General features: G+C 39.9%; 20 protein-coding genes and 4 tRNA genes. 17 read left to right on the plus strand and 7 right to left on the minus strand.

Annotated elements, in window-relative coordinates:
• Positions 1 to 60: 60 nt before the first annotated feature.
• The 4 genes from C7S20_RS10935 to C7S20_RS10950 form a co-directional block, all read right to left on the minus strand.
• A complete protein-coding gene (locus C7S20_RS10935) occupies positions 61 to 282 on the minus strand; it encodes a DUF2795 domain-containing protein (RefSeq protein WP_008272287.1) in 222 nt (73 codons plus the stop codon).
• A 153-nt stretch (positions 283 to 435) separates the two neighbouring features.
• Positions 436 to 1,008, minus strand: coding sequence for a cob(I)yrinic acid a,c-diamide adenosyltransferase (locus C7S20_RS10940; protein ID WP_107012503.1), 573 nt, complete (start codon positions 1,006 to 1,008; stop codon positions 436 to 438).
• A 337-nt stretch (positions 1,009 to 1,345) separates the two neighbouring features.
• Entirely contained in the window at positions 1,346 to 2,101 is a 756-nt protein-coding gene (locus tag C7S20_RS10945; RefSeq protein WP_107012504.1) for a zinc metalloprotease, read from the minus strand.
• A gap of 49 nt (positions 2,102 to 2,150) precedes the next feature.
• Positions 2,151 to 2,849: a class I SAM-dependent methyltransferase gene (locus C7S20_RS10950; RefSeq protein ID WP_227008997.1), complete on the minus strand. Its 699-nt coding sequence runs from the start codon at positions 2,847 to 2,849 to the stop codon at positions 2,151 to 2,153.
• Between C7S20_RS10950 and C7S20_RS10955 the strand changes: the two genes are divergently transcribed.
• Complete coding sequence (locus tag C7S20_RS10955) at positions 2,849 to 3,340, plus strand: YkgJ family cysteine cluster protein (RefSeq protein ID WP_107012505.1); 492 nt, start codon at positions 2,849 to 2,851, stop codon at positions 3,338 to 3,340. The genes C7S20_RS10950 and C7S20_RS10955 overlap by 1 nt on opposite strands.
• A 1-nt stretch (position 3,341) precedes the next feature.
• Here the strand turns inward: C7S20_RS10955 and C7S20_RS19960 are convergent, their stop codons facing one another.
• Positions 3,342 to 3,500, minus strand: a complete 159-nt coding sequence (locus C7S20_RS19960) for a PLD nuclease N-terminal domain-containing protein (RefSeq protein WP_227009159.1) — start codon at positions 3,498 to 3,500, stop codon at positions 3,342 to 3,344.
• A 39-nt stretch (positions 3,501 to 3,539) separates the two neighbouring features.
• A complete protein-coding gene (locus C7S20_RS10965; protein WP_107012507.1) occupies positions 3,540 to 4,781 on the minus strand; it encodes an exo-beta-N-acetylmuramidase NamZ family protein in 1,242 nt (413 codons plus the stop codon).
• Positions 4,782 to 4,787: 6 nt separating this feature from the next.
• On the opposite strand from C7S20_RS10965, the gene C7S20_RS10970 reads away from it, so the two are divergent.
• The 8 genes from C7S20_RS10970 (at position 4,788) to C7S20_RS11005 (ending at position 13,531) form a co-directional block, all read left to right on the plus strand.
• Positions 4,788 to 6,020 (plus strand): ABC transporter permease, encoded by a 1,233-nt coding sequence (locus tag C7S20_RS10970; RefSeq protein ID WP_107012508.1) that lies wholly within the window; start codon positions 4,788 to 4,790, stop codon positions 6,018 to 6,020.
• A gap of 106 nt (positions 6,021 to 6,126) precedes the next feature.
• On the plus strand, positions 6,127 to 7,107 hold the full coding sequence (locus C7S20_RS10975; RefSeq protein WP_107012509.1) for a PLP-dependent cysteine synthase family protein: 981 nt from the start codon (positions 6,127 to 6,129) through the stop codon (positions 7,105 to 7,107).
• Positions 7,108 to 7,307: 200 nt separating this feature from the next.
• Positions 7,308 to 8,000 (plus strand): SGNH/GDSL hydrolase family protein, encoded by a 693-nt coding sequence (locus C7S20_RS10980; protein ID WP_107012510.1) that lies wholly within the window; start codon positions 7,308 to 7,310, stop codon positions 7,998 to 8,000.
• 48 nt (positions 8,001 to 8,048) lie between these two features.
• On the plus strand, positions 8,049 to 9,311 hold the full coding sequence (locus C7S20_RS10985) for a DUF2851 family protein (RefSeq protein WP_107012511.1): 1,263 nt from the start codon (positions 8,049 to 8,051) through the stop codon (positions 9,309 to 9,311).
• A 24-nt stretch (positions 9,312 to 9,335) separates the two neighbouring features.
• Positions 9,336 to 9,566, plus strand: a complete 231-nt coding sequence (locus C7S20_RS10990; RefSeq protein WP_107012512.1) for a PspC domain-containing protein — start codon at positions 9,336 to 9,338, stop codon at positions 9,564 to 9,566.
• 171 nt (positions 9,567 to 9,737) lie between these two features.
• Positions 9,738 to 11,384, plus strand: coding sequence for an alanine/glycine:cation symporter family protein (locus C7S20_RS10995; RefSeq protein ID WP_107012513.1), 1,647 nt, complete (start codon positions 9,738 to 9,740; stop codon positions 11,382 to 11,384).
• Positions 11,385 to 11,400: 16 nt separating this feature from the next.
• Complete coding sequence (locus C7S20_RS11000; RefSeq protein WP_107012514.1) at positions 11,401 to 12,279, plus strand: ComEA family DNA-binding protein; 879 nt, start codon at positions 11,401 to 11,403, stop codon at positions 12,277 to 12,279.
• A gap of 82 nt (positions 12,280 to 12,361) precedes the next feature.
• On the plus strand, positions 12,362 to 13,531 hold the full coding sequence (locus C7S20_RS11005) for an acyl-CoA dehydrogenase family protein (protein WP_107012515.1): 1,170 nt from the start codon (positions 12,362 to 12,364) through the stop codon (positions 13,529 to 13,531).
• 46 nt (positions 13,532 to 13,577) lie between these two features.
• Here C7S20_RS11005 and C7S20_RS11010 read toward each other — a convergent pair whose 3' ends face one another.
• On the minus strand, positions 13,578 to 14,441 hold the full coding sequence (locus C7S20_RS11010) for an MBL fold metallo-hydrolase (protein ID WP_107014210.1): 864 nt from the start codon (positions 14,439 to 14,441) through the stop codon (positions 13,578 to 13,580).
• A gap of 159 nt (positions 14,442 to 14,600) precedes the next feature.
• Here C7S20_RS11010 and rpsU point away from each other — a divergent pair, with 159 nt between their 5' ends.
• The 8 genes from rpsU (at position 14,601) to tuf (ending at position 18,998) form a co-directional block, all read left to right on the plus strand.
• Positions 14,601 to 14,795, plus strand: a complete 195-nt coding sequence (gene rpsU, locus C7S20_RS11015) for a 30S ribosomal protein S21 (protein WP_107012516.1) — start codon at positions 14,601 to 14,603, stop codon at positions 14,793 to 14,795.
• Between the two features lie 83 nt (positions 14,796 to 14,878).
• On the plus strand, positions 14,879 to 15,769 hold the full coding sequence (locus tag C7S20_RS11020) for a tyrosine-type recombinase/integrase (RefSeq protein WP_107012517.1): 891 nt from the start codon (positions 14,879 to 14,881) through the stop codon (positions 15,767 to 15,769).
• A 40-nt stretch (positions 15,770 to 15,809) separates the two neighbouring features.
• Positions 15,810 to 16,112: a ribosome hibernation-promoting factor, HPF/YfiA family gene (gene hpf / locus C7S20_RS11025; RefSeq protein ID WP_107012518.1), complete on the plus strand. Its 303-nt coding sequence runs from the start codon at positions 15,810 to 15,812 to the stop codon at positions 16,110 to 16,112.
• A 103-nt stretch (positions 16,113 to 16,215) separates the two neighbouring features.
• Positions 16,216 to 16,289: transfer RNA gene (locus C7S20_RS11030), tRNA-Thr, on the plus strand.
• A gap of 543 nt (positions 16,290 to 16,832) precedes the next feature.
• Positions 16,833 to 16,918 (plus strand) — tRNA-Tyr (locus C7S20_RS11035).
• Between the two features lie 72 nt (positions 16,919 to 16,990).
• Positions 16,991 to 17,063, plus strand: a tRNA-Gly gene (locus tag C7S20_RS11040).
• Positions 17,064 to 17,679: 616 nt separating this feature from the next.
• Positions 17,680 to 17,751 (plus strand) — tRNA-Thr (locus tag C7S20_RS11045).
• A 59-nt stretch (positions 17,752 to 17,810) separates the two neighbouring features.
• Entirely contained in the window at positions 17,811 to 18,998 is a 1,188-nt protein-coding gene (gene tuf / locus C7S20_RS11050) for an elongation factor Tu (protein ID WP_107012519.1), read from the plus strand.
• Positions 18,999 to 19,006 lie beyond the last annotated feature (8 nt).

Below are 19,006 nucleotides of genomic sequence, written 5' to 3' on the forward strand. Positions count from 1 at the left end.
TTAAGCAAAAAAAAAGCCTCAAGGATGAGACTTTTTTCTATTTTTTCGTGTTGTCAATTTTTAATATTCATCCTCATTCCAGAGGTAATCCTCATCGGTTGGGTAATCGGGCCATATTTCCTCAATAGAATCATAAGAGTCACCCTCATCTTCAATGGCCTGCAGATTTTCCACAACCTCAAGCGGAGCTCCGGTTCTAATTGCGTAGTCTATTAACTCATCTTTGGTGGCCGGCCAGGGGGCATCACTTAAATAGGATGCTAATTCTAAAGTCCAATACATTGATAAATCGGGTTTTAAATTTTGGCAAAAATAATTTTTTTGCCGAAATAGCCAAGAAAAAAATCTATTAATTAAACAATAATGATAAAGAACGTACTAAAAAAATCAAATCTTTACAAGATTCGCAACGTATTTTTTTATTTGCCGCGAAACTTAGGATTTTTTAGGAATCCACTGAATTTCTTCGGCCTGTAGATCTTTGGACAACTTCCGTGCCAGTACGAAGAGATAATCTGAAAGTCGGTTTAAATAGATTAAAACCCGGCTTTCAAAAGCTTCAATGTCATATAAAGCAGTAGCATTTCTTTCGGCTCGACGGCAAACACAACGGGCGATGTGACAGAATGACACGCTTTGATGGCCGCCCGGAAGGACGAAATGGGTCATTTCCGATAGATCTTCATTCATTTTATCGATTGCCAGCTCCAGGGATTCAATATCGGCTTCAGAAATTTTCGGAATATTAAGTCGTTCCTTACCATTTTTCAAAATGGCTTTATCGGGATCGGTAGCGAGGATGGAACCAATGGTAAAAAGCCGATCCTGGATCTTTATAAGCAGATCTTTGGTTTGTTTATCAATTTTCTGATCGCGAAGGAGTCCTATATGGGAATTAAGTTCATCAACGGTCCCGTAGCTTTCAATACGGATATGGTGTTTCGGAACACGTTTGCCTCCAAAAAGGGAAGTGGTGCCTTTATCGCCGGTTTTGGTGTATATTTTCATGCTTTTGTTTTGGACCAAAATACTAAGAATAGTAAGTGTTTTGAAATAGTATGACACAAATTTGCGCCGTAAGTTTTATGCTTTAAGCCTGGTTTTGCATTCAGAGTGGGGTAATGTTAGCGTAGGTTAATTTTTATCGGCTGGCTATTTATTCAAAATTATAAGTTCCAGGTCACTTTTGAAACTTTATATGAAGTGGAAAGTAATGGTTATGAAATTTGGTTTTCGTGTAAAAAATAAAAAATATATTTTCAAATTTTCAGATACGCACATTTCCAAATTGTACAGTACAATTACCAATAATTAATAAAAATAGCCATAGGCTTACGGCTTACGACTATTTACCTCCGGCGGCGCGAAGATCGTTGATACAGGCTTGTTTTAGGTCGGGAACACTGCTGTCGTTGATCACATCCGCAATTCCGCTTCCAAATTCCAGCTCGGCATTCATAAGACAACCGGCGGTGGCGCAATGGTGTTCATTTTCCGGATCCTGGTGATTTGATAAAAGCGGAGCCCCAAGATCTACCAATCCAAAAAGATGGCAAAACTCATGTTCCAGAGTTGTGGCTTCAAGAATTTCTTTTGGCGGTGCGCCAATCTGGTTTGAAAAATCTTTTATACTTTTTTCGTAGATGACTATTGAAGTATTCCTAAAAGCCGAGCCAAGAGTCCTTTTCTCGTTATCGTCCTTTTCATCTTTTCCATCGGCGAAATAGATCCAGACAACAATTTCGTCACCTGAATTATATTTGGTTCTCTGTTTTTTTTCTATATCGGCGATTTCTTCAATACTGAAAGGAGATTTTCCGGAAGAAGCGACAGAATGCATTTCCATGGTTATTCCATCAGGTTTATAAATTCTTTTCTGAAAAAAATTAGAAAGTATCGAAAGGGCCTGATCACTCGGTTTGTAGCCTTCCACATAAGCTATTTCCAGGTGTAAGGAAGTATAATAGTCATCGCTTAACAAATCGGAAGCCGAAGCCCCGGTAGTTTTAAGGTTGGGAGCTTTTGTAGAAGGGGTGGAATCTTTCGTACAGCCGATAAGCGATAAAACGAAAAGAAGCAGTAATAATTTTTTCCTTATCAAAATTTAATTTTTAAGTACGGGACAGCGCAAAAATATAAAAAACATTGACTTAGAGAGGCTTTAACTGCGCCAGGTAATCAAAATGTTCGCCTCTTTTAACGATTTTGCAGGAGAATTTATTTTTAGCGGCATAAAATTTCAGCATTTCCTCATCTATATAAAGCCAGTCAAATGTCGAAGAAGACTCACCTTTATAGCTTAGGCTGAATTGCAGTTCTCCATAGTAAGGATGTTCCGCCGGTTTTTCATCGAATAAATACACCAGGTCTGATGAGTCCATTAAAATCTTACCTGTTTCCTTTAAAATTTCCCTGCATTTTTTAAAGAACCTGGGGATATTCTCCAATTTCCCAATGATTCCACTTCCATTCATTAGAAAGAGCATACTGTCAAATTTTTCATTTTCCAATTCAAAAAAGTTGATGCAGGCCGCTGAATAAATTCCACGTTTTTTAGTAATTTCTATAGCGCGCGGAGAGGTGTCTATGGCTTTGACCTCAAGTTTTTCTGAATTTTGAAGATAGAGAGCGTGGCTTCCGGCACCGCAACCCACATCGAGAACTTTTCCCTTGCACAGTTTCAACGCAGCCTGTTCAATAGGGGGCATTTCTTCAAAGTTCCTGAAAAGATACTCCGGCAAGATCTCGTCATCGTCAAAATCAGGAGAATGCACCATAATGGGAGTTCTGTCTTTATTTTCAAAGTAAGCTTTGATGGCCCTGCCGAATATATCCTTATTTTTGTCCAATGGAAGAAATTCTTAAAAATTTACCAGCGCGGGCCAAAGATATGAAGAAGGAAAATAAGAAGTTCTTCTCAAAACTTAGAAAAAGGCCGCCGAAAGATCTTGATCGGCTAATGCTGGAACTGCATGAAGAAGAATTTGCCTGTACAAACTGCCTGGAATGCGCGAACTGCTGTAAAACCACCGGACCCTTATTTACTCAAAAAGATATTGAGCGCCTGGCAAGGCATTTTAAAATGAAGCCCGGGAATTTTATCGATGAATATCTGCGTATTGATGAAGAGGGAGATTATGTGTTGCAGCAGGTGCCATGCCCGTTCCTGGGAGCCGATAATTATTGTTCGGTATATGAACAGCGACCTAAGGCCTGCAGGGAATATCCGCATACAGACAGGAAGGATTTTCATAAAATTTCGGCGATTACAATTCGTAATACGGCAATTTGTCCCGCTGCATTCAATATAGTCGAGAAAATGAAAGAACGGCTACAGTAGTTTATTTGCTGTAATTTTTTCTGAAATAGAGATAAATCAGGGAACCGATTATTGGCGTAATTATTACCAGTACAATCCAAAAAATTTTATGCGAAGGTTTCATTTTTCTGGAAATGATATCCAGAAGGGTCCAGATCACAAGGACTCCGGCGAAGACCACCAGAATAAAAATCAATATGGTACCAAGGTTTTCCAACGACTACTGATATAACAAATATTTCTTTCTCATATTTTTAAACGCTTCCAGCCCTGCCTGCCAGCTCTTCTGAATAGCTTCCGCGGAAAGACCTTCTTTTACCTGTTTTCGAAGCATATCGGTTCCAGCAAGTTTTTCAAAGAAGGAATTAAAAAAATCGGCTTTATTTTCAGAATGCTCATAGGCTTCCAGGAGCCATTCCAGGTTTAACTTTTCCAGTTTTTCATGATCGGTGAGGTCCCGGCCATAACATTTTTCACCTTCATGCTTAGGATGTTGTGCCCCTGCCATGGGCTGTGGTACATAACTATAATCGAAATAAGTGCTGTCCAGCGAAGGTGATCCAAAAACCTGAAACTGAGTGTTTGTCCCGCGCCCCGCATTCACGTTGGTGCCTTCAAAAAAGCACAGGCTGGGATAGAGATTTATAGCCAGGTCGTTTGGCAGGTTCGGGGATGGTTTCACTGGGAGTGAATAAGGTTTGGAATGATCGTAATTTTTAAGGTTGATAACAGTTAAATCACATTTCTTCCCGTTTTCGAGCCAGCCTTCCCCATTGATCATTTGCGCATATTCCCCAATGGTCATCCCGTAAACCACGGGAACGGGATGCATACCAACAAAGCTTTTGAATTCGGGTCTTAAAATGGGACCGTCAATATAATCGGCATTCGGATTCGGCCTGTCTAAAACTATCAAAGGAATATCATTTTCGGCGCAGGCTTCCATTAAATAATGAAGCGTAGAGAGGTAGGTGTAGAACCGCGCTCCAACATCCTGGATGTCGAAAATCATTACGTCTATTCCTTTCAGCTGTGCTGCGGAAGGTTTTTTATTGCTTCCGTAGAGAGAAATGATTGGCAAACCTGTTTTGGTATCTACACCGTCTTTCACTGTTTCCCCGGCATCGGCATCTCCACGGAAACCGTGTTCGGGTGCAAAGACCTTTTTGACATCTATTCCCGCTGAGATCAGTGAATCCACCACGTGTTTATAATCGCCATTTTCAGTTTTTATCAGGGAAGTCTGGTTGCCCGTAAAGGCCAGTTTCTTTCCTTTAAGGAGCGGAAAATATTCTTCCGTTCGGTTAGCGGCCAGGATGATTTCTGAAGTATCCATAGCTTTGACGGAAGGCTTTTCAGAACTTAATCCTGATGTGTTTTCGGCCTTTTTATTTGTGTTTGTGCAGGAAAGGATTCCGATAAGAAAGAATAAAAATGTACTTTTGAGCAATCTGTTAATCATATAGATTTGAATTTCGAATACTTCGTAGTTAAACGCCTCATCAGCGCCAAAAAATATAAAAGTAGTATTTCTGCCCCTATAATAAAAATAGCCATCACCGCTATTGCCATAGGTGTTGTAATGATGCTGATCTCTTTTGCTACAGGGCTCGGACTTCAGCAAAAAATCAGGGATAAGATTGCCGCTTTTAACGGGCATATTATCATTTCCAGTTATGATAATAACAGTTCCAAAGTTTCCCTGATTCCTGTTTCCAAAGACCAGGACTTCTACCCGGAATTTAAAAATGTAGAAGGAATCAAGCACGTGCAGGCGGTGGCGACGAAGTTTGCCGTGATAAGAACTGCTGAAGATTTTGAAGGGGTAATAGTAAAAGGCGTAGGGGAAGATTACGATTGGAGCTATTTCAAGGATTTTCTGGTAAAAGGCCGTTTACCTGATTATTCTTCAAAACTGAACGATGAGGTGCTGATCTCTGAATACCTGGCGAACCGCTTAAATCTGAAAGTCGGCGATCGTATGCCCACTTTTTTTCTGCGGGAGGATAAAGAAAGACCTTTGCAACGCGGATTCAAGATCGTGGGAATATACGATTCGGGATTTCAGGAATTTGATGAATTATATGTAATAGCTGATATCAGGCATATTCAGAGGATCAATGACTGGAACGAGAACCAGGTGGGCAATTTCGAGGTTTTTATCGACGATTTCGATCAGCTGGACCAAAAAGGGAATGAAGTTTATGAAAATACGGGCTCCTTTCTGGATACTCAAACCATCAGTCAGAAATATTATTCAATTTTTGAGTGGCTTTCGCTATTCGATTTCAATATCGCTCTGATCCTGGGAATTATGATTTTAGTTGCCGGCATCAATATGATCACCGCACTTCTGGTTTTGATCCTGGAAAGAACGCAAATGATCGGGATCTTTAAGGCTCTGGGTTCTCAGGACTGGAGCATCCGGAAGATCTTCCTTTACAATGCGGCTTACCTGATCATCCTCGGACTTTTCTGGGGAAATTTAATAGGAATCGGTCTGCTTTTGCTTCAGAAATACTTGAAACTGGTGCCTTTAGATCCGAGAACTTACTACGTGACCGAAGTTCCTATTTATATCAACTGGGATTATATTCTTGCCGTAAATGCCGGAACGCTTTTCCTGTGTATGCTGATGCTGCTCATCCCTTCGGTGATCATTTCAAAGATATCTCCTGTAAAAGCGATAAAGTTTGAATAAACTTTGGTTTTATGTAAAAGCCATAAGTTCTAAGAATAGGTATTGTTATTTGATCATTGGTCACTGGTAATGGATTCTTTACCTTTGCATTCTCTAAAAACGAAAGATGGAATACGCTGAAAATATTTTAGGAACCATAGGCAATACGCCGCTGGTGAAGATGAACAGGCTCGTGAAGGATATTGATGCACTGGTTCTAGCAAAATACGAAACTTTTAATCCGGGAAATTCAGTTAAAGATAGAATGGCTTTAAAAATGGTGGAAGAAGCTGAAGAAAAAGGCCTTCTTAAGCCCGGAGGAACTATCATTGAAGGTACTTCTGGTAATACAGGTATGGGACTGGCTCTGGTTGCGATCGTTAAAGGCTATAAAATGGTATGCGTGATGAGCGACAAGCAAAGCAAAGAAAAAATGGATATTCTCAAAGCGGTGGGAAGTGAAGTGATCGTTTGTCCCACCGATGTGGCCCCTGATGATCCGCGGTCTTATTATTCAACATCCCGAAGACTGGCCGAAGAAACCCCTAATTCATGGTATGTAAATCAATATGATAACCTGGCCAATACCAGGGCGCATTATGAAACTACAGGTCCGGAAATCTGGAAACAAACCGACGGGAAAGTGACTCATTTTGTCGTTGGTGTGGGAACCGGAGGAACGATATCGGGAGTGGGAAAATATCTGAAGGAGAAGAATCCCAATATCAAAGTTTGGGGTATCGACACTTATGGTTCGGTTTTTAAAAAATACCATGAAACGGGCATTTTCGATGAAAAGGAGATCTATCCTTATGTTACCGAAGGGATCGGTGAAGACATTCTCCCAAAAAATGTGGATTTTAGTGTTATTGACGGATTCACGAAGGTAACCGATAAAGATGCCGCGATCTACACCCAAAAACTGGCAAAAGAGGAAGGTTTCTTTTTGGGCAACAGCGCCGGTGCTGCGGCAAAAGGATTGCTTCAGTTAAAAGAGCATTTTAAAAAAGATGATGTGGTGGTCGTGCTTTTCCACGATCATGGCAGCCGTTATGTGGGAAAAATGTACAATGAGGAGTGGATGAAGAAAATGGGATTTAAAGAGTAGGATATTAATTATTCTCATTATTTATTTTTAAAATATTGATTCAGGAAATTACATCATCCTGGATTTATTTGGGGATCTCTTCTATTGAGAAGCTAAAACCTGCTTACCAGGCAGGCAGATTGCTAAAAAAAGGCTAAACTTCTGCAGTGCCTGAAAAATTCTGTGTTAAAAACAGTAATTTCAGAATATAAATTGCTGATATGAAGAAATTTTACGTTTTCCTTTTAATATTTATAAGTATTTCCTGCGGCTCCCGGGATCCTAAAATCCTGGCTTCCGTAGAAAATCCGCAGTACAGCTACCTCGCCCTGGGAGATTCTTATACCATTGGTGAGAGTGTTGCCGAGGCGGAACGCTGGCCATTACAGCTCGCCGAAGCTTTGCGAAACCGCGGTTACAAAATGGCAGTTCCAAAGATCATTGCCAAAACAGGATGGACTACCGAGAACCTGATCAATGGCATGGAGAAAGAGCTTGCCGTGCAGCGCGATTTCGATCTTGTTTCAATTTTGATAGGAGTAAATAATCAGTACCAGGGAAAGCCCATTCATGAATACGAACAGGAACTGAGGAAGATCTTCCGGAAAGCCATCAATCATTCAAAAACCATGGAGAAAGGCGTTTTCGCGCTCAGCATTCCCGATTATGGTTACACCCCTTTCGGCATCGCTCATCAGGACGAGATCAGTAAAGAAATAGACCGGTACAATGAGGTTTATAAAAGGGTGGCCGATGATTTTGGAGTGGATTTTTATGATATTACCCCCATCTCACGGGAGGTAATTAAAGATCCCCGGCTGGTCGCTAGAGATAGTTTACATCCGAGCAAGATCATGTACCGCCGATGGGTAGATCAGATCGTTAATCAGGTAGCCCAAAAACTTTCGAAATAATTTTATAACAGGCGCATTTTCAGATGTTTATTTTTATACTTTTGAAAAATGCAGGAAGATTTTTTAAGCTATATCTGGAAGTTTAGGAAATTCGATTTCTTAAACGCCAGGACCTCTGATGGCCGTGTTCTCGAGATCATTAATCCGGGAATGGAAAATGTTGATTCCGGCCCAGATTTCTTCAGTGCGCAGTTGAGAATTGGGGAACAGCTTTGGGCGGGAAATGTGGAAATCCATATAAAAAGTTCAGACTGGTATTTTCATGGTCATGAAACCGATCCCGCTTATGATAATGTTATTTTACATGTAGTTTGGGAAGATGACGCTGAAATTTTCCGAAGAGATAATTCAGTTATTCCAAGTATTTCTTTAAAGTCTTATACACCTGCGAAGACCTTTAAGAATTTTCAGCACCTGCTGGAAGTGCCGCATTTACAGTTAAATTGCGAGGAAGACCTTTCTACTATTACGGCTCTTGCAAAAGAACACTGGCTGGAAAGTTTATATTTTGAGAGGCTCGAAAGTAAATCGGAAGCTATTTTTAAACTTCTGGAAAAAACCGGGAATGACTGGGAAGAAGTTCTCTTCCAGAGTTTATCAAGGAGTTTTGGATTAAAAGTAAACGCCGAGGCTTTTGAAAGTATTGCGAGAAGTATAGAGTTCAAAATCTTCAGGAAAATCAAAGATCAGCAGTCTAAAGAGGCGATTCTTCTGGGACAGGCTCAGCTTTTTTCTGGTGAAGATAAATATGCGAAGGAACTTGAGGAAATCTATGAATTTCTTAAAATGAAATATTCGCTAAAACCTTCGGAAATACTTCCGAAATTTTTCAGGTTGAGGCCCGACAATTTTCCAACCTTGCGTCTGACACAGCTGGCAGCAGTTTATTCTGAAAAACCTGGACTGTTTAATGCCTTAACAAATTGCCAAAATTTGTTTGATTTTTACGAGCTTTTTAAAACTGGGCCTTCGGAATACTGGAAAACGCACTATAATTTTGGAACGCAACATCCTCCCCGAAACAAAAAACTGAGCAAATCATTTATAAATTTACTGTTGATAAATTGCGTCATACCTATTTTGTATTGTTACTATAAATATCTTGGGGAAGACAGGAATGATTTTCTTTTTGATCTTATTTCGGCTATTCCCGCCGAAGAAAATTCTGTCGTTTCCATTTTTAAAAAACTAAATAGTTCTATGGGTAAGAACGCGATGCAGTCTCAGGCACTGCTTCAGCTTAAAAATAACTACTGCGATCAAAATAGATGTTTAAAATGTGAATGGGGCGCACAAATTTTGCAGAAATAACTTTGGCTTTCATAAATTTGCATTATGACAAGCCTTATTTATAACATTCGACATTATTTCGAAAAGCATGGTTTTTACGTGTCTTCCCGCCTGGCCGATAAACTGGGAATCAGGGCAAAAAGCGTACGACTGTTCTTTATTTACGCGTCTTTCTTTACGATGGGAGTAGGTTTCATAATGTATCTTATCCTGGCTTTTTGGCTGAAGTTGAAAGATTTAGTATATACCAAACGTACTTCGGTTTTTGATTTATAAGCATCAATTCTTCTCTTAAGATTTCGAAAGATTTTAAAAATTTCGGCGGAAGCCTTATAAAATCTATACTTCTCACCGTTAAGATAATATTAAGGAATTGCGATTTCTTTTTTGAAAACCTTAAGTTTTTTCGCATCTTGCCACTTCTTTCAAACAAAACAAAATAAACAGATGCAGAAAACTAAATCAAAGCGTATTTTATTTTCACTTTGTAGCATTTTTATTCCATTAATAACATTTGCACAGGAAAATGATAGCCTCACATTTTCTGAAAAAATCGACATAATATTTAGAGATTATACCGGTTGGTTCGTAGATCTCATCTTCTATGAAATCCCCTTCAGTGATGATTTTCAAATTCCGTGGGTGCTAATTTTACTTATTGGTGGTGCTATATACTTTAGCGTATACTTTAAGCTTATTAATTTTACCGGTTTTGGTACCGCTATTAAAGTGGTGATGGGTAAATATGAAGATATTGAAAAACATGGTGTTGATACTTTATATGCCGATCCTACTCCCAACGAGGGAGAAGATCTGCCAGAAACCTTAAGAAATGAAGGTGCCGATGGGGAAGTTTCCCACTTCCAGGCTCTTACAGCAGCACTTTCAGCTACGGTTGGACTTGGGAATATCGCCGGTGTGGCCGTGGCTTTATCAATTGGTGGACCTGGTGCTACCTTTTGGATGATAGTTGCCGGTTTGCTGGGAATGGCATCAAAATTCGCAGAATGTACCCTTGGGGTTAAATATCGTGATGTAGGACCAGACGGTACTGTTTACGGCGGACCCATGTACTACCTAAAAAAAGGTCTGAAGGAAAAAAATATGGGAGGCTTTGGTAAAGTTCTTGCCGTAGTATTTTCCATTTTTGTAATTGGTGGTTCTTTTGGTGGCGGGAATATGTTCCAGGCCAATCAGGCAGCGGCGCAATTCACTAAACTTTTTGGTCTTGAAGGCGGCAACGCCGGTTTTTATTTCGGGATCATAATGGCCATTCTTGTTGCCGTGGTAATTATTGGCGGTATTAAAAGAATTGCTTCCGTAACCGAAAAGATCGTGCCTTTTATGGCCGGTATTTATGTTCTTGGCGCACTTGTTATCCTTGGAGCCAACTGGATGTACATCGATGACGCATTTGGATTGATCTTCAAAGGTGCTTTTTCCGGTCTTGGAATTGCCGGTGGTCTTGTAGGTGTGATGATCCAGGGAATTAGAAGAGGGGCTTTCTCTAACGAAGCCGGTGTAGGTTCTGCAGCTATTGCTCACTCGGCGGTGCGAACAAAATATCCTGCCAGTGAAGGTATTGTTGCCCTTTTGGAACCTTTTGTGGATACAGTTGTAATCTGCACCATGACAGCTCTTGTGATCGTAATTACCAATTTCCATATCGGATTTCTGGAGTACGGAACCGAGGTAACCGAAGGTGTTGAATTAACTGCAACGGCATTTGACAGTGTGATTCCTCACTTCTCTATTGTACTTACTATCGCGGTGATCCTTTTTGCATTCTCAACCATGATCTCATGGTCTTATTACGGAATGCAGGGTTGGAAATACCTTTTTGGAAAGGGAAAAGTCACCGACCTTGTATATAAAATTTTATTCCTTTTCTTCGTGATTGTTGGAGCTTCTATCAGCCTTGGATCGGTGATCAATTTCTCTGATGCGATGATCTTCGCCATGGTGGTGCCCAATATAACAGGGGTACTGTTGTTAACCCCGGTGATCAGGCGGGAATTAAAGCGTTATATGAACGCTATTAACAAAAAAGAGGAGGCTCTTGAAGAGGGGGCAACCGACTACAATAAGTTGTAGTCTTTTATAAAATACAATGAAATTCAAATCCCATTTTGCGCTTTCCAGAAGTCAGCAGAATGGGATTTTTATTTTGGTCATTTTTATCATCATCCTTCAAATTTTTATTTTCTTTCCGAATCTTTTAGGAAATTCTGAAAAGATCTCTTCGGAAGATCCTGAAATTGAAAAATTCAGAAAGCAGTTAGATTCACTGAAGTCTCTGAAATCTCTGAAGTCGCCAAAAGATACCATTTATCCTTTCAATCCGAATTATCTTAGCGATTTTAAAGCCTATAATCTGGGATTAAATTTGGAACAAACCAACAGGCTTCTCGATTTCCGCGCTGAGCAAAAATGGATCAAATCTGCGGAAGATTTTCAGAAAGTCACGGGTATTTCAGACAGTCTTTTGCACATTTTGGCTCCTTCCCTTCGTTTTCCGAAATGGGTGGAAAAATCCGAAAAAAAATACAATATTTCTCAGAAGACGGCAGCTGATGAAACCGTGGCAGAGATTTCTGATCTTAATTCAGCAACGCCGGAAGATCTGAAAACCATCAATGGAGTAGGAGAGGTGCTTTCACAGAGAATTGTAAAATATCGGTATAAAATAGGCGGATTTTTGGATGAAAGTCAGTTAAATGATGTTTATGGGCTAACACCCGAGGTGGTGGAAAAAATTCGCCAGCGTTTTAAGATCCTTATCAAACCCAATGTAAATAAGTTAAATATAAATACGGTTTCAGAAGATCAACTCTCTGAAATCCCCTATTTTAATGAACGGCTGGCAAAAAAAATTATCGGCTATCGCAAACTTCATGAAGGCATCCAAACCTTTGATGAATTATCAAAAATCGACGGTTTTCCTTCCGATAAAATCGATAGAATTAAATTATATTTGGCCATAGAGTAAAAATTAAGAAAATCGTGTGAAGTGTTAAAAGCATTTTACCCGATTTTTGTGATTCAAAAAATTGCTAAACAATTATATCATAATGAGCAACAGATATTTTACTGAGGAACATGAACTTTTCAGGAAAAGCTTTCAGGATTTCCTGCAAAAAGAGGTGGTGCCTCATGTAGAAAAATGGGAAGAAACAGGAACCATAGAACCATTCATCTGGAAGAAATTCGGAGAGATGGGATATTTCGGGCTTAATCAGCCTGAGAAATTCGGAGGTATGGACCTTGATCTTTTCTATACCGTGATCTTTCTCGAAGAATTGCAAAAGATCAATTCCGGAGGTTTTGCGGCTGCAATGTGGGCGCATGCATACCTTGCAATGACGCATTTGAACAAAGAAGCCAGTGAGGAATTAAAGGAGAAATATCTTACCGCAGCGATCAAAGGTGAAATGATAGGATGTCTTTGTATTTCTGAACCTTTTGGAGGATCGGATGTTGCAGGGATGAAAACCACGGCTATAAAGAAAGGCGACAAATACATTGTTAACGGCTCAAAGACTTTTATTACGAATGGTGTTTATGCCGATTTTTATGTTGTAGCGGCCAAGACAGATCCAGAGCAGGGGAATAAAGGAATGAGTATTTTTCTTTTAGATAAAAAGTTTAAAGGGATTTCTACCAGTAAGCTTAATAAACTTGGCTGGAGAGCTTCAGATACTGCAGAGATCGCTTTTGATAATGTGGAAGTCCCCGTTGAAAATCTTATGGGTGAAGAAGGCAAAGGTTTTAGTTATATCATGCAACATTTTGCCCTGGAAAGGCTTATTATGGGGGTTAATGCTCATGCCCGTTCTGAATACGCCCTGGATTACGCGATGGGATATATGAAAGAGCGTGAAGCTTTTGGTAAAACACTGGATAAGTTTCAGGCATTGCGGCATTCTGTTGCCGAAATGACCAGTGAGATTGCCATGGTAAAAGAATTCAATTACTCAGTGACCGAAAAACTTGACAAGGGCGAATATGTGGTGAAAGAAGCAAGTATGTCTAAACTACTGGCTACCAAAATCGCTGATGAGGTCATTTATAAATGTCTGCAGATGCTTGGAGGCTATGGCTATATGGAAGATTACCCAATGGCGAGATTGTTCCGCGATAGCAGGCTTGGACCTATTGGCGGAGGAACTTCAGAGATATTGAAGGAGATCATAGCCAAAATGATAATTGATAATAAAGAATACAAACCTGCAGCTAAATAGAGATTTTGGTAAAAATTATAAAAATGCCCCTGGAATTTTTCAGGGGTTATTTTTTTAAACTATCATAAAAGGTTTTCCTGATCTTAGGGCCATTTATAAAGGAATCTTTCATTGCTTCATCGGTATAGAATTCATTCGTCAGGTTTTCATCTGCCACGATCTCAGCTTCGGTTTTTCCGGCCTTGATAGCATTTAAAACATTCCTGCGGATGGTTTTAAGCATCTCCAGGTAATCTTTATAATTTTCATAATTTGCGAGGCCTCCGTGGCCGGGAATTATTTTAGTTTTCTCATTAATAAATGAAAGGCCCGTTTCTGCAGCTTTGATATCTCCATCTACGCTGCCTCCGCTTTTCAAGTCTATATAAGGAAACTGAGCATTGAAAAAGGTATCCCCGGTATGCAGTACGTTGCTCTGCGGAAAAAAGATCAGCGCGTCACCATCAGTATGGGCATTGTGCACATGGACCACCATTATATCATTTCCGTTAAGATGCAGATTTATATTTTCATCAAAAGTTACCACGGGGAGGCCGGCTACCATACTGTCGTTTTTAAGTCTTTTACGAACGTTTTCCTGCGCAAAGATCAAAGCTCCTTCCTTTTTAAAATTGCCATTCCCGCCGGTGTGATCGCCGTGATGGTGAGTGTTCACCAGGTATTTTACGGGCTGGTCGCTAAGGCTTTTAAGTTTATTCATGATCTTTTCAGAGAGAGGTGCGAACTGATCGTCGATCATAAAAATACCGTCATCACCTGTTAAAACTCCAATATTTCCGCCGGCACCTTTGAGCATGGAGACATTTCCGTTTACGGGAATAATTTCAATTTCCACATTTTCCAAATCCTGAAAAGCGAAAAGAGAAGGACTTAGACATAAAAATAAACTGACTAAAAGAAGTGATTTCATACTGAATGATTTTAAGATTTTGAATGTACGCATTTTTTTAAAACCTTTAATTTCAGTATATTAAATATAAACAGGTAAAAAGATAGGCTTATATCTTTGCATTTCTAAGAATTGCATTATATTTGCGGCCTATTTCTAAAGAGAGGAGGTGATTGCCATATGTTAATTATACCAGTTAAAGACGGAGAAAATATAGATAGAGCGCTGAAACGTTTCAAGCGTAAATTCGACAAGACAGGGAAAATGCGCGAACTAAGAAGTCGTCAGCATTTTACAAAACCTTCTGTTGAAAGAAGACAGCAAGTTCAGAAAGCTCAATATATCCAGCATCTTAGAGATCAGGAAGATATCTAGTGAATGCCGGGCGACTTGAAATCGCAAAAATAAAAACTGTTGGTAGATAAAGTTTAGTAACTTTGTTTATCAACAGTTTTTTTATGCCCTTTTCTGCCTTTCTCGATTATCTGAGTTTAGAGAAAAAGTATTCTTCTCATACTGTGACGGCTTATTCAGCTGACCTGCATTCTTTCCTGAAATACCTGATAACTGAATTTGAACAGAAGGATCCTGAATCGGCAAACTATTCCCAAATTCGAAGCTGGATCGTTCAACTTTCCGAAGCGGGTATTTCAAACAGGAGTATTAATCGTAAAATTTCTTCTTTAAAAGCCTATTATCGGTTTCTGCTTAAAACCAGCCAGATCGAATATTCCCCACTGGCGAAACACAAGGCCCTAAAAACTGCCAAAAAAGTACAGATCCCTTTTTCTGAAAAGGAAATTTCTGAAGTTCTTGAAAACATTGATGATTCAGATCTGGAGGGACTCCGGAACAGGCTTATTGTGGAATTATTTTATTCAACCGGAATGCGCCGTTCAGAATTGATAAACCTCAGAATTAATAATGTGGACCTTGAAGAAGGGGTTTTGAAAGTCCTTGGAAAAAGAAATAAGGAAAGATTCATTCCTCTTCTGCCTTCAGTTAAAAAAACAATAAGTAGATACCTTGAAAAGAGAGAGAGCAACTCACCTGAAGTTAAAAATGACTATTTATTTATAAAAGAAAAGGGAGATAAACTAAGCGAAACGTTTGTATATCGCATTATAAATAATTATTTTAGTGAGGTGTCTGGCAAAGTAAAAAAAAGTCCGCATATCCTGCGGCATTCGTTCGCCACACATTTATTGAACCAGGGAGCCAATCTAAATGCTGTGAAAGAACTTCTGGGGCATTCCAGCCTCGCGTCCACACAGGTTTATACCCATAACGGCATTGCCGAGCTAACCAAGATACACCGGCAGGCGCACCCGCGGAACAATAAAAATTAAAGATAACCTAATCTATTCGTTTAACTAAATTCTACCTGATATGAAAGTAAATTTGCAGTCAGTAAACTTCAATGCAGATCGTAAATTAATTGATTTTACACAGAGAAAACTTGACAAACTGGATACTTATTTTGACAAGATCATTTATGCCGATGTATATTTTAAGGTTCAGAATACAAGTGGGAAAGAAAATAAAATAACAGAAATTTTGCTTAGTGTGCCGGGTGGGGATCTGATGGTGAAGAAAACCTGCAAGAAATTTGAAGAATGTGTAGATGAATGTGTTGGTTCTTTGCAGCGTCAGTTAATCAAAAGAAAGAAAAAATTGAGCGCCTATGCATAGATGATTTTTTTAAGAATAATTTTTTGATAAAGAAATAATTTCTATACATTTGCAGTCCGTTAGAAATAGCGGACTTTTTTATGCTGAAAAAGTTGGTTAAAAGGCCGATGTAGCTCAGCTGGCTAGAGCAGCTGATTTGTAATCAGCAGGTCGTGGGTTCGAGTCCCTCCATCGGCTCTTGAAATTTTGAAAAAAACGCAAAGGATTTGCTTAAAAGAACAGGTTCTGGAAAAGCAAGAGAGGGACGAGAGGTTTATCCTGAGCGAAGTCGAAGGAAGTCCCTCCATCGGCTCTTGAAATTTTGAAAAAACGCAAGGGATTTGCTTAAAAGAACAGGTTCTGGAAAAGCAAGAGAGGGGCGAGAGGTTAATCCTGAACGAAGTCGAAGGAAGTCCCTCCATCGGCTCTTGAAATTTTGAAAAAAACGCAAGGGATTTGCTTAAAAGAACAGGTTCTGGAAAAGCAAGAGAGGGACGAGAGGTTTATCCTGAGCGAAGTCGAAGGAAGTCCCTCTATCGGCTCTTGAAATACTGAAATTATAGGTTTTTCAGATAAAATTTAAGATCTAAAACATTGAGGTTTAAATCCTTGAAAATTTGAATCTGAAAATCAAAAAAAATGCTTTGGAAGCTGTTTTAAAATTGCTTTAATTTGCAGCCGTTTTTAAAACACATCCTGAGCTCAGCTGAAAAGCTGTGGTTCTATGAAATAATGGAAATTGGGGAGATACTCAAGCGGCCAACGAGGACAGACTGTAAATCTGTTGTCTTTCGACTTCGCAGGTTCGAATCCTGCTCTCCCCACCACTTTAATTCAAAATTTAAAATTCTTAATTCAAGATTAATCTTGAATGTTGAATTCGAAATCTTGAATTGTCCGCGGGAGTAGCTCAGTTGGTAGAGCGTCAGCCTTCCAAGCTGAATGTCGCCGGTTCGAACCCGGTCTCCCGCTCTAAGACTTTCTGAAGAAAATAAAATTTAATGAGAATTGAATTTTGTTGGAAGCGGAAAGCAGGGTGAGAAGCCAGTCCTGAGTGATCCGCCTCTGGCGGAGAAATCGAAGGGAACCCGGTCTCCCGCTCTAAGACTTTCTGAAGAAAATGGAGTTTAATGAGAATCGAATTTTGTTGGAAGCGGAAAGCAGGGTGAGAAGCCAGTCCTGAGTGGATCCGCCTCTGGCGGAGAAATCGAAGGGAACCCGGTCTCCCGCTCTAAGACTTTCTGAAGAAAATGAAATTTAATGAGAATTGAATTTTGTTGGAAGCGGAAAGCAGGGTGAGAAGCCAGTCCTGAGTGGATCCGCCTCTGGCGGAGAAATCGAAGGGAATCCGGCCTGGCTGCCGAAGTGAAACGGAGGTAGCTATCTCGCTCAAAAAAATTATTAAATCAGGATTTCTCCCGGTCTTCAGCAGGGTAAAAATAGAGGTTTTCCTGCCTTGTATTTTTCTTTTCTGTTTTATAGTTTATGTGAAAATAAACTATTTTGAACCTGGGTTACCTCAATCCTGAGCTTCCATAGATCGCTTTGGTGGTTTATGGTTATTACTGTTTAAGGAAACAGGTTTCAGGCCGACGTAGCTCAGGGGTAGAGCGTTTCCTTGGTAAGGAAGAGGTCATGGGTTCAATTCCCATCGTTGGCTCTAAGTATTGTATAGAAATTGAACACTAATATATAACTAAGATTAAATAAGTATTAATTATGGCAAAGGAAACTTATAATCGTTCCAAACCGCACCTTAATATTGGTACAATTGGACACGTAGACCACGGAAAAACTACATTAACTGCAGCTATTACTAAAGTTTTGGCTGACGCTGGTTATTCAGAAGCTCGCGCTTTCGATCAGATCGACAACGCTCCTGAAGAAAAGAGTAGAGGTATCACCATTAACTCTTCACACGTAGAGTATGCGACTGCAAATCGTCATTATGCTCACGTTGACTGTCCAGGTCACGCCGATTACGTTAAAAACATGGTAACTGGTGCTGCTCAAATGGACGGTGCTATTCTTGTTGTGGCTGCAACTGATGGTCCTATGCCACAAACTCGTGAGCACATCCTTCTTGGACGCCAGGTTGGTATCCCAAGAATCGTTGTGTTCCTTAACAAAGTTGACCTTGTAGATGATGAGGAACTTCTTGAGCTAGTTGAAATGGAAGTTAGAGACCTTCTTTCTTTCTATGAATATGACGGTGATAACTCTCCTGTAATTTCAGGTTCAGCGCTTGGTGCTCTTGAAGGTGATGAAAAATGGGCTAAAACAGTTCTTGATCTTATGGAAGCTGTAGATAACTGGATCGAACTTCCTGAGCGTGATGTTGATAAACCATTCCTAATGCCAGTTGAAGATGTATTCTCTATTACTGGTCGTGGTACTGTTGCTACCGGTCGTATTGAAACTGGTGTTGCAAATACCGGGGATCCTGTAGAGATCATTGGTATGGGAGCTGGTAAACTTACTTCAACTATCACTGGAGTTGAGATGTTCCGTAAAATTCTTGACAGAGGTGAAGCTGGAGATAACGTAGGTATCCTTCTTAGAGGTATTGAAAAAACTCAGATCTCTCGTGGTATGGTAATTACCAAGCCAGGATCTGTAACTCCTCATGCGAAATTCAAAGCAGAGGTTTATATCCTTAAAAAAGAAGAAGGTGGACGTCACACTCCATTCCATAACAACTACCGTCCACAGTTCTACGTACGTACAACTGACGTGACAGGAACAATCAACCTTCCTGAAGGAGTTGAAATGGTAATGCCTGGTGATAACCTTACGATCACAGTAGAGCTTATCCAGCCTATCGCAATGAATGTTGGTCTGCGTTTCGCTATCCGTGAAGGTGGTAGAACCGTAGGTGCTGGTCAGGTAACTGAGATTCTAGACTAATAATTAGG

The sequence above is a fragment of the Christiangramia fulva genome (assembly GCF_003024155.1).
Lineage (GTDB): Bacteria > Bacteroidota > Bacteroidia > Flavobacteriales > Flavobacteriaceae > Christiangramia > Christiangramia fulva.

Coding starts and splice junctions, on each gene's coding strand:
- C7S20_RS10955 (WP_107012505.1), top strand. CDS start 2,849: ATGGAAGAAATTCTTAAAAATTTACCAGCGCGGGCCAAAGATATGAAG.
- C7S20_RS11000 (WP_107012514.1), top strand. CDS start 11,401: ATGAAATTCAAATCCCATTTTGCGCTTTCCAGAAGTCAGCAGAATGGG.
- C7S20_RS10985 (WP_107012511.1), top strand. CDS start 8,049: ATGCAGGAAGATTTTTTAAGCTATATCTGGAAGTTTAGGAAATTCGAT.
- rpsU (WP_107012516.1), top strand. CDS start 14,601: ATGTTAATTATACCAGTTAAAGACGGAGAAAATATAGATAGAGCGCTG.
- C7S20_RS10940 (WP_107012503.1), bottom strand. CDS start 1,008: ATGAAAATATACACCAAAACCGGCGATAAAGGCACCACTTCCCTTTTT.
- C7S20_RS10980 (WP_107012510.1), top strand. CDS start 7,308: ATGAAGAAATTTTACGTTTTCCTTTTAATATTTATAAGTATTTCCTGC.
- C7S20_RS11020 (WP_107012517.1), top strand. CDS start 14,879: ATGCCCTTTTCTGCCTTTCTCGATTATCTGAGTTTAGAGAAAAAGTAT.
- C7S20_RS10995 (WP_107012513.1), top strand. CDS start 9,738: ATGCAGAAAACTAAATCAAAGCGTATTTTATTTTCACTTTGTAGCATT.
- C7S20_RS11010 (WP_107014210.1), bottom strand. CDS start 14,441: ATGAAATCACTTCTTTTAGTCAGTTTATTTTTATGTCTAAGTCCTTCT.
- C7S20_RS10935 (WP_008272287.1), bottom strand. CDS start 282: ATGTATTGGACTTTAGAATTAGCATCCTATTTAAGTGATGCCCCCTGG.
- tuf (WP_107012519.1), top strand. CDS start 17,811: ATGGCAAAGGAAACTTATAATCGTTCCAAACCGCACCTTAATATTGGT.
- C7S20_RS11005 (WP_107012515.1), top strand. CDS start 12,362: ATGAGCAACAGATATTTTACTGAGGAACATGAACTTTTCAGGAAAAGC.
- C7S20_RS10990 (WP_107012512.1), top strand. CDS start 9,336: ATGACAAGCCTTATTTATAACATTCGACATTATTTCGAAAAGCATGGT.
- C7S20_RS10965 (WP_107012507.1), bottom strand. CDS start 4,781: ATGATTAACAGATTGCTCAAAAGTACATTTTTATTCTTTCTTATCGGA.
- hpf (WP_107012518.1), top strand. CDS start 15,810: ATGAAAGTAAATTTGCAGTCAGTAAACTTCAATGCAGATCGTAAATTA.
- C7S20_RS10975 (WP_107012509.1), top strand. CDS start 6,127: ATGGAATACGCTGAAAATATTTTAGGAACCATAGGCAATACGCCGCTG.